Raw genomic sequence first — 14,667 nt, forward strand, 5'->3', positions numbered from 1 at the left:
TGACGGCGGGAACGTGTTTTCTTGTTCCCGTCCTTTTTTGCGTTTTCACGGGGTTCGCTCATTTTCCTTTCAAATTGAACTTTGTTAAAATAAGAGAAGCTGTGAGATTAAAAAATAGAGGAATGACGAGCTTTTGCTCTTAGGAGGATATTGAATGACGGAACGAAAAAAATTAGTGCTTGTCGACGGAAACAGTCTGGCGTACCGAGCGTTTTTTGCATTGCCGCTTTTAAGCAATGAAAAAGGCATCCATACAAATGCCGTATACGGGTTTGCGATGATTTTAATGAAAATGCTGGAAGATGAAAAGCCGACCCACATGCTGGTGGCTTTTGATGCGGGAAAAACCACTTTCCGCCACAGTACGTTTAAAGAATATAAAGGCGGAAGACAAAAAACGCCGCCGGAGCTTTCAGAACAGATGCCGTTCATCCGCGAGCTCCTTGATGCCTACAAAATCAGCCGCTACGAGCTTCCTGAATATGAAGCGGACGATATTATCGGCACCCTTGCCGTATCTGCTGAAAAAGAAGGCTTCGAAGTAAAGGTAGTTTCGGGGGACAAGGACTTAACCCAGCTTGCAACCGGGAAAACGACCGTTGCCATTACGAGAAAAGGCATTACCGACGTGGAAGATTACACGCCGGAGCACGTGCAAGAAAAGTACGGTCTGACCCCTTTGCAAATCATTGATATGAAGGGATTAATGGGGGATTCATCCGATAACATACCGGGCGTCCCCGGCGTCGGAGAAAAAACCGCGATTAAGCTTTTAAAGCAGTTCCATTCGGTTGAGAAACTGCTTGATTCCATTGATGAAGTCAGCGGAAAAAAATTAAAAGAAAAGCTTGAAGAATATAAGGAACAAGCCCTGATGAGCAAAGAGCTGGCGACGATTATGACAAATGCGCCGATTGAAGTCAAGCCCGAAGATTTAGATTACCAAGGGTTTGACCGTGAACAAGTTGTTGCCATTTTTAAAGACCTCGGTTTTAATACGCTTCTTGAGCGGCTCGGTGAAGAAAGCGGCGAAACGGCGGAAGAAAATTTTGAAGACATCAATGTTGAAACGGCAGAAGAAATCACTGAAGATATGCTCGTTTCGCCGTCCGCTTTGGTTGTTGAACAAATCGGTGATAACTATCACGAAGAACCGATCCTCGGCTTTTCCATCGTGAATGAAACAGGTCTTTATTATATTCCGAAAGAAATCGCCATTCAGTCTGAAACTTTTAAATCTTGGGCTGAAGATGAATCGATGAAAAAGTGGGTGTTCGACAGCAAACGTTCAGTCGTCGCTTTGCGCTGGCAGGGAATTGAGCTGAAGGGAACGGAATTTGACGCGCTTCTTGCTGCCTACATTATAAACCCGGGCAATTCGTACGACGATGTCGCGAGCGTAGCGAAAGAATACGGGCTGAATATCGTTTCAAAAGATGAAGCGGTATACGGAAAAGGCGCAAAGCGCGCCGTTCCGGCTGAAAAAGAGCTTGCCGATCATCTCGCGCGGAAAGCGTCTGCCGTTAACAGCCTCCGTGACAAACTGCTGCATGCGCTGGAAGAAAATAATCAGCTTGAATTATATGAAGATCTCGAACTCCCGCTTGCGCTAATTCTCGGAGAAATGGAATCAATGGGCGTCAAAGTGGATGTTGAAAGACTGAAGCGAATGGGCGAAGAGCTCAAGGCAAAGCTGAAAGAATATGAAGAAAAAATCCATGACATCGCCGGTGAGCCGTTTAACATCAATTCACCAAAACAGCTCGGCGTCATTCTGTTTGAAAAGCTCGGCCTGCCGCCAGTAAAGAAAACAAAAACAGGCTATTCCACTTCAGCCGATGTGCTTGAGAAGCTCGCAGACAAACATGATATCGTCGCGCACATTCTGCAATACAGACAAATCGGCAAACTCCAATCGACTTATATTGAAGGGCTGCTGAAGGTCACGCGCAAGGATTCTCATAAGGTGCATACACGATTCAATCAGGCATTGACTCAAACCGGACGCCTCAGCTCAACGGATCCGAACCTGCAAAATATTCCGATCCGGCTGGAGGAAGGGCGGAAAATCCGTCAGGCTTTCGTACCGTCCGAACCGGACTGGCTTATTTTCGCCGCCGATTATTCACAAATTGAATTAAGGGTGCTTGCGCATATTTCAAAAGATGAAAATCTGATTGAAGCGTTTACGAATGACATGGACATTCACACAAAAACCGCCATGGACGTGTTTCATGTCAGTGAAGATGAAGTGACACAAGCGATGCGCCGCCAGGCGAAGGCCGTCAATTTCGGCATTGTTTACGGCATCAGTGATTACGGGCTGTCACAAAACCTCGGCATCACCCGGAAAGAAGCGGGCGCTTTTATAGACCGCTATTTGGAGAGCTTCCCGGGCGTTAAGGCGTATATGGAAGAATCGGTGCAGGAAGCGAAGCAAAAAGGATATGTCACGACCCTTATGCAGCGCCGCCGCTATATTCCTGAGCTGACCAGCCGCAACTTCAACCTGCGGAGCTTTGCGGAACGGACGGCCATGAATACGCCGATTCAGGGAAGCGCCGCCGATATTATTAAAAAAGCCATGATTGACATGGCAGCTGAGCTGAAAGAAAAAAACCTGAAGGCGCGACTGCTGCTTCAGGTGCACGATGAATTGATTTTTGAAGCGCCTAAGGAAGAAATTGAAATATTAGAGAAGCTGGTTCCTGAAGTGATGGAGCATGCTTTGGCATTAGACGTGCCGCTGAAGGCGGATTATGCTTCAGGGCCGTCTTGGTACGATGCAAAATAAACAGAGAAAAAGGAAGTGATGATTGTGCCGGAATTACCAGAAGTTGAAACGGTCCGGCGCACTCTGACCGGTCTTGTGAAGGGGAAAACGATTGAATCGGCGGATATCAGATGGCCGAATATCATCAAAAAACCCGCTGAGCCGGAGGAATTCGCGCGGCAGATTGCAGGAGAAACAATCCGATCCATCGGAAGAAGGGGAAAGTTTTTGCTTTTCCATCTGGATCATTATGTCATGGTGTCCCACCTGCGGATGGAGGGGAAATACGGTCTTCATCAGGCCGATGAGCCTGACGATAAACATGTGCACGTCGTGTTTCACATGACGGACGGAACACAGCTCCGCTACCGGGATGTCCGGAAATTCGGCACGATGCATTTGTTTGCGCCGGGAGAGGAACAGAATGCATTACCGCTTTCACAGCTCGGGCCCGAACCCGATGATGAAGCATTTACCGCTGCTTATTTAAAAGAGCGGCTTGCAAAAACGAACCGCGCAGTGAAAACAGCCCTGCTCGACCAAAAAGCGGTCGTCGGCCTCGGCAATATTTATGTCGATGAAGCTTTATTCCGGGCGCGTATTCATCCTGAGACAAAAGCGAACAGTCTGTCAGACGGGCAGATAAAAACGCTTCATACAGAAATTAAAGACACCCTTCAGGAAGCGATTGACGCGGGCGGGAGCACCGTCCGGTCTTATATCAATTCTCAAGGGGAGATCGGAATGTTTCAGCTCAAACATTACGTATACGGCAAAAAGGATGAACCGTGCAAAACGTGCGGCACGATGATTTCTAAAATCGTGGTCGGCGGAAGGGGTACGCATTTTTGCGCCCGCTGCCAAAAAAAATCATAAACTGAAGCTGTTCAAGCAGGCGGCAGCAGAATGACTTTTTTCTAACACAGTTGATGACCTTTCTCCATATATATATTGTGATTCACCCAATAGGCATATGTCACAATTGCCGATCAAGAGAAAGGGAGAAACGGATATGGAGATTGTTTCTTTGCTGCTTTTGGCTTTTGCTGTCAGCTTGGACAGTTTTTCAGTCGGGTTTACGTATGGTTTGAGAAAAATGAAAATCCCGTTCAAAGCGATTGCCGTGATCGCTTGCTGTTCAGCCTCTGTGATGTTTATATCCATGCTGATCGGCCATTTTCTGACAAAGATTTTTCCCGTATCCGTCACGGAAAAACTGGGCGGGCTGATCTTAATCGGAATCGGGGCATGGGTCATCTGGCAATTTTTCAAACCGGCTAAAGAGCCGGATTACTTATTGCATGAAAAAACGTTACTTAATCTTGAAGTGAAATCGCTGGGCATCGTCATTCATATTTTGAAAAAACCGACCAGCGCCGATATTGATCAATCCGGAACCATTAACGGAGTCGAGGCGCTTCTGCTCGGTATCGCCTTATCCATTGACGCGTTTGGCGCCGGGCTGGGAGCGGCCATTCTCGGCTTTTCTCCGGTTATGATGAGCGTGACTGTCGGGCTGATGAGCTCGCTGTTTGTTTCACTCGGCATAAACGCGGGGCATTTGCTTTCAAGATGGAATTGGATAGATAAAATGACATTTTTGCCGGGAGTCCTGCTGATTATCATCGGGATTTGGAAAATGTAAGAAGGAGTGGGCTTTTTGAGCTTGGTCATCGGTTTAACGGGAGGCATCGCAAGCGGCAAAAGCACGGTAGCGCGTATGCTGATCGACAAAAAAATAACAGTCATTGATGCGGATGTCATCGCAAAACAGGCGGTGGAAAAAGGAATGCCGGCTTACGGACAAATTGTGGAGGCATTCGGAAAAGACATCCTGCTGGAAAATGGCGGTATTGACAGAAAAAAACTCGGTTCTATCGTTTTCACTGACGAACAGAAGCGTCTGAAGCTGAATCAGATCGTTCATCCGGCGGTGCGTGCGGAAATGCTGAAACAGCGGGATGAAGCCGTTGCGCGAAAAGAGCAGTTCGTCGTTTTGGATATACCGCTTTTGTATGAAAGCGGGCTTGATTATCTTGTCGGCAAGGTGCTCGTCGTCACCGTACCGGCAGACATTCAGCTTAAACGGCTGATAGAGCGGAATTCCCTTACAGAAGAAGAAGCGATGAGCCGGATAACGTCGCAAATGCCTTTAGCGGATAAAACAAAAAAAGCTGACGCCGTCATTGATAACAGCGGCAGTCTTGAATATACAAAGCACCAGCTTGAGGAAGTATTGAGCAGCTGGGCATAAACAAACACCGTTCGGAAAGCCGAACGGTGTTTTTCTGGTTAAAAATCAAAATTGTCAGGGTCCGGACCGACACGGAGGTTTTCGTTCAGATCATCAATCCGCTTCATATCGTCAGCTGACAGTTCGAAATCAAAGACATTTGCATTTTCTTCAATACGGTGTTTTTTAGTTGATTTCGGAATGGTGATGACACCGTTCTGCAAATCCCAGCGCAAAATCACTTGAGCGGCTGATTTGCCGTACTTCTCAGCGATTTCCTGTAAGACGGTGTGATCAAGCAGCTGACCTTGCATCAATGGCGACCACGCTTCAAGCTGAATGCCTTGTTCAGTGCAGAAAGCAAGCAGTTCTTTCTGTGTCAGACGAGGATGGTACTCCACCTGGTTGATCATCGGCTTGATTTCCGTCTCTTTCATGAGATGTTTCAGGTGGTGAATTTGGAAATTGCTGACCCCGATCGCCTTAATGCGTCCATCCCGGTAGAGGGTTTCGAGCGCCCGCCACGCATCGATGTACTTTCCTTCGACAGGCCAATGGATCAAATATAAATCCAAATAATCTAAACCGAGTTTTTCTAAGCTTGTGTCAAACGCTTTTAACGTTTCTTCATATCCTAAATCGGCATTCCATACTTTTGACGTGACAAAAATGTCTTCACGTTTTAACCCCGCTTCTTGCAGCCCTTGGCGGATGCCTTCGCCGACACCTTCTTCATTTCCGTAAATCGCGGCGGTATCAACGCTGCGATAGCCGTGCACCAATGCCGTTTTCACCGCGTTGACGAGTTCCGCGCCTTCCTCTACTTTGAAAACTCCGATGCCGAACCAAGGCATCTCTACTCCGTTATGCAATGTTGCTTTTGCTTGTAAATGTGTTGTCATGTATATATTCCTCCTATTAGTTGTCTGTTGAAACAATCAAAATGCGCTGAAGAAAAACTCACCTCCTTTCAAGGGCAGTGCGATCCCGCTTTTCAAGCTTCCTGCTCCATCCGGTTAATACGACCGCGCTGAGCACCATCAGCGCCCCGATCCAAGCGGTATGAATGATTCCGATTGAGTCTGTAATGATTCCGCCGGCAAACGAGCCGATCGCGATTCCGGCATTAAATGCCGCGATATTTAAGGCTGATGCTGTATCAACGGCGCTTGGCGCAAAACGTTCACTCAGCATCACAACATATACCTGAAGCCCCGGCACATTCATAAACGCCAACAGCCCCATGAAAATAATGGTGATCAGCCCGGCTGTTTTAAACGGTGCGGTAAAAGTCAGAACAAACAGCACAGCAGCCTGGACAATGAACATATAAAACAAGGCTTTCAGCGGATTTCGGTTTGATAAACGGCCGCCAATCATGTTTCCGATGGCAATCGCAATTCCGTAAACGAGCAGGATGGCCGCGACGGTTTCTTTCTGAAAACCGGTTACCTCCTGAAGAAGCGGAGATAAATACGTAAACACGACAAACGTTCCGCCGTAGCCTAACGCGGTAATGATAAATAAAAGCAATAACCGGCCGTTTGTGACGAGTTTGACCTGCTCGGAAAATGCGGTTTTCGTCCCTTTGCGCAAATGCGACGGAACGAGGAGCGCGTTTGTGAGGAATGCGATGATTCCTACCGCCACAATGACGGCAAATGCGATTCTCCATCCGAATTGCTGGCCGAGATAGGTGCCGAACGGAACGCCGGTCACCGTAGCCACCGTCAGCCCCGTAAACATGATAGAAATCGCGCTTGCTCTTTTATGCTCCGGCACGATATTGGCGGCGATTGTTGCCCCGATTGACATGAAAATGCCGTGGGAAAAAGCCGAAATGACCCGTGCCGCCAGTAAGACGCCGATTGAGGAAGCGCTCGCTGCGAGTGTATTTCCGGCGATAAAAATTAACATCACCCAGAGCAGCAGCGTTTTCCGCGACATGCCGGATGTGAGAGACGTTAAAACCGGCGCGCCGAATGTCACGCCCAGAGCATACATGGAAACGGTAAGTCCCGCCGTTGTCACAGGTATATGCAGATCTTGAGATATAAGCGGCAGCAGCCCGACGCTGATAAATTCGGTTGTGCCGATCGCAAAAGCGCTGACGGCTAATGCCAGCAGCGCTGGTAAATAGCTTTGGCGATGTGAAGACATCTGTTTTCCTCCTTGAACGATAATGTATGGTTGAAATGATGCCGGGTAAACGATATAAGTATAAGAGTACATTCCTTTTCAGCCGGCAAATGTCATTATGATCGATAGAAGTGTCATTGAAAAGAACGTACTTTTAAGTGCCATAGGCACTTTTTAGTTCCTATAGATGAGGAGGAATTACCGTTGCTGAAGAAAAAATACAATATATCCGTAGAAGCGGCGCTTGAAGTGATCGGCGGAAAATGGAAGTGTGTGATCCTCTGCCACCTCATGCGCGGGAAAAAACGCACAAGCGAATTGAAGCGGCTTATGCCGGACATCACCCAGAAGATGCTGACACAGCAATTGCGGGAGCTGGAAGCTGACGGCGTCATCAACCGGATCGTGTACAATCAGGTGCCGCCGAAAGTGGAATACGAGCTGAGTGAATACGGGCACAGTCTGGAAAGAATTTTAAACGCGCTGTGCGACTGGGGCGCGATGCATATTGCTAAACGGTACGGCGAGGTGTCTTCCGTTTTAGAGGACAGCATTTTAAATGACAAATTTAAAGAACCGGGACAAATATAAGAAAAAAGCAGGCAGCCTGAGACGCTGATCCTGCTTTTTTTATGGAAGAAAGATCATTTTATATGCAAAAAAACCGATTGAACAACATATTGATCGGTATAAGGGTGGATTTTTATCAAGTTGTACTGGCGGATTTCTTTTAATGTGTTATACTATATATAAATAAAGGTAAATTAGAGTGGCATATTAAAAAGGGGTGACCTGAGCATGAAGGTAAAAGTAGCAATCAACGGGTTTGGAAGAATCGGAAGAATGGTGTTCAGAAAAGCAATGGAAGATGATCAAATTCAAATAACAGCCATTAATGCAAGCTATCCCCCGGAAACGCTTGCTCATTTGATAAAGTATGACACAATTCACGGCAAATACGATCAAGAAGTTGAGACCTCCGACGACAGCCTGATCGTCAACGGAAAACATATTATGCTGTTCAATCGCCGGGACCCGAGAGAGCTTCCGTGGAAAGAATGCGGAATAGACATCGTCGTAGAGGCAACGGGGAAATTTAATTCAAAAGAAAAAGCGATGAGCCATATTGAAGCAGGGGCGAAAAAAGTCATTTTAACGGCTCCGGGCAAAAATGAAGACGTTACCATTGTCATGGGAGTAAATGAAGAGCAGTTCAATCCCGATGAACATGTCATTATTTCAAATGCATCCTGCACGACAAACTGTCTTGCGCCGGTCGTCAAAGTGCTTGATCAGGAATTCGGGATTGAAAGCGGCCTGATGACGACTGTTCACGCTTACACGAATGATCAAAAAAATATCGACAATCCGCATAAAGATCTGCGGAGGGCGAGAGCGTGCGGAGAATCCATCATTCCGACTTCTACAGGCGCCGCCAAAGCGCTGTCGCTCGTGCTGCCTCATTTGAAAGGAAAACTTCACGGTCTCGCTTTGCGTGTTCCCGTTCCGAATGTGTCATTAGTGGACCTTGTCTGCGATCTGAAAACAGATGTGTCGGCCGAGCAAGTAAACGCCGCTTTCCAAAGAGCCGCAAAAACGTCGATGTACGGAATTCTTGATTATTCGGATGAGCCGCTCGTTTCTTCGGATTATAATACGAATTCACACTCTGCGATCATCGACGGACTGACAACAATGGTGATGGAAGACCGAAAAGTAAAGGTGCTCGCCTGGTATGACAATGAATGGGGATATTCCTGCCGGGTCGTTGATCTTATCCGTCACGTCGCCGCGCGAATGAAACACCCGTCAGCTGTGTAGACTAAAGATCATGGACATTTGTTAGAAAAAAACCCTTAACGGCATATTCGCAAAAAACACACCTTGCAAAATAAACTTAAACACAGTATACTATCTTTCGTGAACTTCTTGCTCGTGACTGCTTCGGAATTACTTAAAGGGTTAGGACCTCTCCGGACTAACTTTCCCCCGTGGTAAATGGCCGGGTCAGTTCTCGGAAATTCACTTTTTTAATTCTTGTTAAGGGGGGTCCATGATTATGGAAACAATGGGGCGTCACGTCATCTCCGAGCTGTGGGGATGCGATTTTGATAAGCTCAATGACATGGATTTTATTGAAAAAACGTTTGTAAATGCTGCTTTGAAATCAGGAGCTGAAGTGCGCGAGGTCGCATTTCACAAATTTGCACCGCAAGGCGTAAGCGGAGTCGTTATTATCTCTGAGTCACATTTAACGATTCACAGTTTTCCTGAACACGGATATGCAAGCATTGATGTTTATACTTGTGGAGACCTGGATCCTAATGTGGCTGCGGATTACATTGCGGACGCATTACATGCAGATACAAGAGAAAACATTGAAATACCGAGAGGAATGGGGCCTGTACAGATTAAACAGGCACAAGCGAAAGTACTGTAATTTTCAAAACGCAAACACAAGGGAGCTAAGCTGAAAAAGCCATTACGCGCTTTGAAGCTGATGCTCCTTTTCTAATGTAAAAAAACAGCATTGCTTTTTCTTTAAGCATTTTTTTTGTAAAATAGAAAGGATAAGGCCGGTCTATCGGCTCTCCCAACAAATAGGCTCATCCTAGAAACGTTGGCGGGCATTTACCGGAAGCTTGCGAACCGCATTACAGCAACGAAACAGATGGGAGCTGATCCAATTTGAAATGTCCTTCATGCCAGCACAACGGTTCCCGCGTACTTGATTCACGGCCTGCGGACGAAGGGAAATCAATCCGCAGAAGGCGGGAATGCGAAGCCTGCCATTACCGCTTCACTACATTTGAGAAGTTTGAAGAGATGCCTCTGATCGTCGTGAAAAAAGAAGGCGTCCGGGAAGAATTCAGCCGTGAAAAAATGCTGCGCGGGTTAATTAAAGCTTGTGAAAAAAGGCCCGTTCCTTTAAAAACATTGGAAGACATGTGCTTTGACATTGAAAAAGAGCTGAGAAACCAAGGTGTATCTGAAGTCAAAAGCGAACTTGTCGGAGAAATGGTAATGGACCGTCTGGCGAAAATCGATGAGGTGTCTTATGTCCGCTTTGCCTCCGTCTACCGGCAGTTTAAGGATATAAACGTGTTTATCGATGAATTGAAAGATTTAATAAAGAAAGAACGCTGAGAGAGCTAAGAGATTGTGTCTGGCTCTTTTCTCATGAGCAAAATTGGCATTTGATAGATCGCAGAAACGGTGTAAAATGAGAGTAGAAACATATCGGAAGGTTTGAGAATCATGGCTGACTATTGGAATGACGTATTGCCTGTAGATCCTTATACGGTCAAAAGCCGTTCGCTTCTTCAGGATGTCGACAGACAGGTTTTGACACATCTGTACCAGCCGCTGATCGGTTCTTTTGCATTCTCCCTTTATATGACCTTATGGGGGGAGCTTGAGCAGAACCGCTTGTGGGGAGCGGAATCCACGCACAGGCAGCTGATGGGCATGATGCAGTCAAATTTAAAAAAGATTCATCATGAACAGGGAAAGCTTGAAGGAATCGGGCTGCTGAAAGTGTATATCCGGGAGTCCGAGCAAAAAGAGCGGATGTTTATTTATGAGCTGCTGCCCCCGCTCAGACCGAATGATTTTTTTGAAGACGGCATGCTGAATGTCTTTCTTTATAACAGAGTCGGTAAAACGAAATACCAGCAGCTGAGACAATTTTACACGCACCCTTCCGTCGGCGCGGACGCAAGGGAAATTACCCGTCCGTTTAATCACGCCTTTGCCTCTTTTCAGCCGAGTGAATGGAAAATGACGCCTGATATGGAAGAGGCGATGAAGCTCCCCGAGGACTATGAGACAGCGTCTGTCGGACAAGCGCCTTCCTATACGGTGACGGAGGAAGTATTTGATTTTGAGCTTTTCATGGCGGGACTGTCAGAAACGATGATACCGCGTAAATCAATCACGCAGGACGTGCGGGAGAGCATTAAAAAGCTTTCATATTTATACGGAATAGATCCTATCTCCATGCAGCACGTCGTCATGACCGCAATTAATGAACAGGATACGATAACGGCCGAAGCGCTGAGGAAAGCGGCCAGCGACTGGTACCAAATTGAAAGAAGCGGTAAGCTTCCGGAACTGATTGATAAAACACAGCCTGTCACCTTGAGAGAAAACCGGACGGAAAAGGACGATTCATTGAACGGCGAACTCATCGCACAGCTTGAGACCATATCACCGAGAAAGCTTCTTCAGGACATTGCGGACGGGACCGAGCCGTCAAAAGCCGACTTGCAGATTATCGCCGATATTATGTTCGAACAAAAGCTTGAGCCCGGCGTCACCAATGTGCTGATTTATTATGTCATGCTGAAAACGGATATGAAGCTGTCCAAAAACTATATCCAAAAAATCGCCGCCCACTGGGCCAGAAAGAAAGTCAAAACGGTACGGGAAGCAATGAAGCTCGCAATAGAAGAGCACAGGCAATATCTTGATTGGGCGGACGGCAAAACAAACGGCGCGGCGCGCGGCAAAAAAACCGTCCGGGAAGAAAAGCGCCCTGATTGGATGAAAGAAGAAGAAACCGGGAAGAAACAAGAACAGCCGGCTCTTTCCGCGCAGGATCTTGAAGAACAGAAGAAAAAAATGATGGAAGAAATGAAAAAACTGAAAAAATACTCTGCCTATTGAGACAGAGAAGCGGGGTGATATTGAATGGAACCGATCAGCCGATCCTTAGAAGGCGTGACGAAAAGACCTGACTTTCAAAAACGCCTGGAACGAATGCAGCAGCAAGTCATGGCCGACGAAGACGTCCAGGCTTTTTTGAAGGAACAGAAAGATGTAATCAATCAAAGCATGATTGACAGAGGGTTAAATAAACTGTACGAATTCGTTCAGCAAAGCAAACAGTGCGCCTTCTGTTCGAAAGACAGCCGGACGAACAGCCTGCTTGAAGGCTATCATCCGAAGCTTGTGATCAACGGGCGTTCCATCGATATTGAATATTACGAATGTCCGGAAAAGAGAAAGCTCGACCGCCAGAAAAGGCAAAAGTCCCTGATGAAGAGCATGTATATCCAGCAGGATCTTCTCGGCGCGACCTTTCAGCAGATCGACATTACCGATCCGAGCAGAGTCGGCATTTTCCAGCATGTGACGGATTTTCTGAAGAGCTATAATGAAACGGGAAAAGGCAAAGGGCTGTATCTGTACGGAAAATTCGGAATCGGAAAGACATTTATTTTAGCCGCCATTGCTAACGAACTGGCGGAAAAAGAGTATTCATCAATGATCGTATATGTTCCCGAATTTGTCAGAGAGCTGAAAAACTCGCTCCAGGATCAGTCGTTGGAGGCGAAACTGAATATGGTGAAAACGACGCCCGTATTGATGCTTGATGACATCGGAGCGGAGTCAATGACAAGCTGGGTCAGAGATGAGGTCATCGGCACCGTGCTTCAGCACAGAATGAGCCAGCAGCTTCCCACTTTCTTCTCGTCTAATTTCTCACCTGACGAGCTGAAGCATCATTTTACGTATTCACAGCGGGGAGAAAAGGAAGAAGTAAAAGCGGCAAGACTGATGGAGCGGATTTTATATTTGGCTTCGCCCGTCCGTCTTGACGGGGAAAACCGCCGCCGTTCATGATGCCGGCGTCCAATGGGAAGGATTTGAAGGGAATGAGGAATAAGAAGGCTGTCACTTGGGCTGCGGCTGCGGCGGGAGCGGGCCTTTTGCTGTGGGCAAACCGCAAATATCTGAATCTGTCGCCTAAGGAGATCCGGCTGTGGGTATTATCGTTCGGTGTTTTTGCGCCGCTTGTGTTTATCGGAATTTCCATCGTCAGGCCTTTTGTGCTGTTTCCCGTATCAATCGTTTCCGTCGCCGGAGGATTGGCGTTCGGCCCGTTTTTCGGCACCATGTATACGCTGGCGGGCTCAATGGGCGCTGCCGCCGCGTCTTTTTTTGCGGCGGGGCTGTTTGCCTTTAATGAGAAAAGCCGTCATGGAAAAATGGAAGCCATTCAAAAACAGATGAAAACCAATGGCTTCTTTTATATTTTTATCCTGCGTATTCTGCCTGTTAACTTTGATGTGATCAGCTATGCCGCGGGCCTATCGAAAGTCAGGCCGATGACGTATTTTTTGGCGACCGCAGCGGGCATCATTCCGGGGACGATCGTCTTGAATGTGCTCGGCGCGAGCTTTATGTCCGGAAATGTGCTGACCGTACTCGGCGTGATCTGTCTTTACATCGTATTTTTATCGCTTCCCGTTATATTTAAAAAGAAGGTGCGCCATTTGTTCGGCGGTGAAAGCTAACCTTTACGTCTATTTTAAAAACATCCCCCATATACTTGTAACAGATGCCGTAAGGGGGGACAAATATGCTTGAAGTGATCTTTGAAGATGACCACGATACCGCCGCTTTTTTACATCTCATTCAGCAATCGGACGACCGGAGACATTTTATTGTCCGTGAAGGCATAAAAAAAGTCGGAATCGCAAGGTCTGAAACGGCTTTTTGCGTTCAGCGCTTTATTGAGCCGATACTTGTCAGGTTTTTTTTGGAATGCAAAGAAGACGAGCATATGCTTTCGCTTATTGAGGATGCATACTGCTTCACCGATCAGGATGAACAGCAGCAAATCCTTCAGCTTGCACACAGCATTATGGAAGGAGAGCTTGATGATCATCCGTTCGAGCCGAAGAAAGAGCCGCGCACACAGTTTATTTCAGATGCGCTCCGGACGATTTCACTTGATGCGGGTGTTTTTTCCGTGCGTTCGTTTCAGACGTTCCGGCTCGGCAGGTATTATGAGCGGCTCAGAGAATACGCGGAGGCTGCGATAGATGAATACCGGATGGAACAGGAATATCAAAACTTTATCCAGTCTCTGAGAGATTATGTGACATCCAATCCGCCGCGGATGAAGAAAGTCCGCATCGTACATGACCGGGCTTTTACGCTGTGGGAGCTGCGCTATTTGTCAGAACGGGAACAGAAAAAATACATAGACAGACGGTTTGTGCGGGAGCACCCGATGTATATAGATTCCCATCTCCTTGCGCCGCTGATCTCCATTGCGCCTGAGACGGTAGAACTGTATACGGACAAACCGGAGCATATGATGTCCAGAACGATTCAAAACGTGTTTCAGGAGAGGGTGCGCCTTTTTCCGCTGGGCGCATTTGCAGCCGAGAAGACGGAAGGATAGCCGCACGGACGGCCTTGTGTAAGCGGCAAGGCTGTCTTTGCGAAATCAGACGGAAAACCGAGTTGCATTTTTCTCACAGACATTTTATAATACATAAAAGATTAATGATTGCTACACGTATTGATAAGGACATGAAGCATTGATACCGGCTTTATAAGAGAGGAGAGCCCAGGCTGAAAGCTTTCCAGCTATGGATCATTGTCTTTACCGCCTTTGAACTTCAGCTGTGAACGCCGGAAGAAGCGCCAGTAATAGCTGACGGGAACTCCCGTTACAGAGTTTAGAGCCGCAGGTGCCGAAACAATCGGCCGCGCGGAAAAAAGG

At 47.1% G+C, this 14,667-nt stretch carries 14 protein-coding genes; 12 read left to right on the plus strand and 2 right to left on the minus strand.

From position 1 onward, the window contains the following. Positions 1-154 precede the first annotated feature (154 nt). From polA to coaE, 4 genes are all read left to right on the plus strand, one after another. Positions 155-2,794: a DNA polymerase I gene (gene polA, locus V7728_RS04700; RefSeq protein ID WP_059368240.1), complete on the plus strand. Its 2,640-nt coding sequence runs from the start codon at positions 155-157 to the stop codon at positions 2,792-2,794. Positions 2,795-2,818: 24 nt separating this feature from the next. After that, positions 2,819-3,649 (plus strand): DNA-formamidopyrimidine glycosylase, encoded by an 831-nt coding sequence (mutM, locus tag V7728_RS04705; protein WP_025285093.1) that lies wholly within the window; start codon positions 2,819-2,821, stop codon positions 3,647-3,649. Positions 3,650-3,785: 136 nt separating this feature from the next. Then, complete coding sequence (ytaF, locus tag V7728_RS04710; RefSeq protein ID WP_003152461.1) at positions 3,786-4,418, plus strand: sporulation membrane protein YtaF; 633 nt, start codon at positions 3,786-3,788, stop codon at positions 4,416-4,418. Between the two features lie 15 nt (positions 4,419-4,433). Beyond that, positions 4,434-5,027 carry a dephospho-CoA kinase gene (gene coaE / locus V7728_RS04715; protein WP_099567002.1) on the plus strand — a complete coding sequence of 198 codons (594 nt, stop codon included), beginning with the start codon at positions 4,434-4,436 and terminating at the stop codon, positions 5,025-5,027. A 38-nt stretch (positions 5,028-5,065) separates the two neighbouring features. Here the strand turns inward: coaE and V7728_RS04720 are convergent, their stop codons facing one another. Further along, positions 5,066-5,908 (minus strand): aldo/keto reductase, encoded by an 843-nt coding sequence (locus tag V7728_RS04720; RefSeq protein WP_007408081.1) that lies wholly within the window; start codon positions 5,906-5,908, stop codon positions 5,066-5,068. A gap of 58 nt (positions 5,909-5,966) precedes the next feature. Next, positions 5,967-7,166: an MFS transporter gene (locus tag V7728_RS04725; RefSeq protein ID WP_038464123.1), complete on the minus strand. Its 1,200-nt coding sequence runs from the start codon at positions 7,164-7,166 to the stop codon at positions 5,967-5,969. A 183-nt stretch (positions 7,167-7,349) separates the two neighbouring features. Between V7728_RS04725 and V7728_RS04730 the strand changes: the two genes are divergently transcribed. The 8 genes from V7728_RS04730 (at position 7,350) to ytxC (ending at position 14,343) form a co-directional block, all read left to right on the plus strand. Then, on the plus strand, positions 7,350-7,736 hold the full coding sequence (locus tag V7728_RS04730) for a winged helix-turn-helix transcriptional regulator (RefSeq protein ID WP_003152469.1): 387 nt from the start codon (positions 7,350-7,352) through the stop codon (positions 7,734-7,736). A gap of 207 nt (positions 7,737-7,943) precedes the next feature. Further along, positions 7,944-8,966, plus strand: a complete 1,023-nt coding sequence (locus V7728_RS04735; protein ID WP_007408083.1) for a glyceraldehyde-3-phosphate dehydrogenase — start codon at positions 7,944-7,946, stop codon at positions 8,964-8,966. 238 nt (positions 8,967-9,204) lie between these two features. Continuing rightward, positions 9,205-9,585: an adenosylmethionine decarboxylase gene (speD, locus tag V7728_RS04740; protein WP_003152471.1), complete on the plus strand. Its 381-nt coding sequence runs from the start codon at positions 9,205-9,207 to the stop codon at positions 9,583-9,585. A 248-nt stretch (positions 9,586-9,833) separates the two neighbouring features. Continuing rightward, a complete protein-coding gene (nrdR, locus tag V7728_RS04745) occupies positions 9,834-10,292 on the plus strand; it encodes a transcriptional regulator NrdR (RefSeq protein ID WP_003152473.1) in 459 nt (152 codons plus the stop codon). Positions 10,293-10,403: 111 nt separating this feature from the next. Further along, positions 10,404-11,813, plus strand: a complete 1,410-nt coding sequence (locus tag V7728_RS04750; protein ID WP_014418608.1) for a replication initiation and membrane attachment family protein — start codon at positions 10,404-10,406, stop codon at positions 11,811-11,813. 24 nt (positions 11,814-11,837) lie between these two features. Then, positions 11,838-12,773, plus strand: a complete 936-nt coding sequence (dnaI, locus tag V7728_RS04755; protein WP_012118157.1) for a primosomal protein DnaI — start codon at positions 11,838-11,840, stop codon at positions 12,771-12,773. Positions 12,774-12,805: 32 nt separating this feature from the next. Continuing rightward, positions 12,806-13,447 (plus strand): TVP38/TMEM64 family protein, encoded by a 642-nt coding sequence (locus tag V7728_RS04760; RefSeq protein ID WP_025285089.1) that lies wholly within the window; start codon positions 12,806-12,808, stop codon positions 13,445-13,447. A 65-nt stretch (positions 13,448-13,512) separates the two neighbouring features. Next, a complete protein-coding gene (gene ytxC, locus V7728_RS04765) occupies positions 13,513-14,343 on the plus strand; it encodes a putative sporulation protein YtxC (RefSeq protein ID WP_015240356.1) in 831 nt (276 codons plus the stop codon). Positions 14,344-14,667 lie beyond the last annotated feature (324 nt).

This window comes from Bacillus sp. JHAA, assembly GCF_036961585.1.
GTDB lineage: Bacteria > Bacillota > Bacilli > Bacillales > Bacillaceae > Bacillus > Bacillus velezensis.

Coding starts and splice junctions, on each gene's coding strand:
- V7728_RS04720 (WP_007408081.1), bottom strand. CDS start 5,908: ATGACAACACATTTACAAGCAAAAGCAACATTGCATAACGGAGTAGAG.
- ytxC (WP_015240356.1), top strand. CDS start 13,513: ATGCTTGAAGTGATCTTTGAAGATGACCACGATACCGCCGCTTTTTTA.
- ytaF (WP_003152461.1), top strand. CDS start 3,786: ATGGAGATTGTTTCTTTGCTGCTTTTGGCTTTTGCTGTCAGCTTGGAC.
- dnaI (WP_012118157.1), top strand. CDS start 11,838: ATGGAACCGATCAGCCGATCCTTAGAAGGCGTGACGAAAAGACCTGAC.
- polA (WP_059368240.1), top strand. CDS start 155: ATGACGGAACGAAAAAAATTAGTGCTTGTCGACGGAAACAGTCTGGCG.
- V7728_RS04735 (WP_007408083.1), top strand. CDS start 7,944: ATGAAGGTAAAAGTAGCAATCAACGGGTTTGGAAGAATCGGAAGAATG.
- V7728_RS04750 (WP_014418608.1), top strand. CDS start 10,404: ATGGCTGACTATTGGAATGACGTATTGCCTGTAGATCCTTATACGGTC.
- speD (WP_003152471.1), top strand. CDS start 9,205: ATGGAAACAATGGGGCGTCACGTCATCTCCGAGCTGTGGGGATGCGAT.
- V7728_RS04725 (WP_038464123.1), bottom strand. CDS start 7,166: ATGTCTTCACATCGCCAAAGCTATTTACCAGCGCTGCTGGCATTAGCC.
- V7728_RS04760 (WP_025285089.1), top strand. CDS start 12,806: ATGAGGAATAAGAAGGCTGTCACTTGGGCTGCGGCTGCGGCGGGAGCG.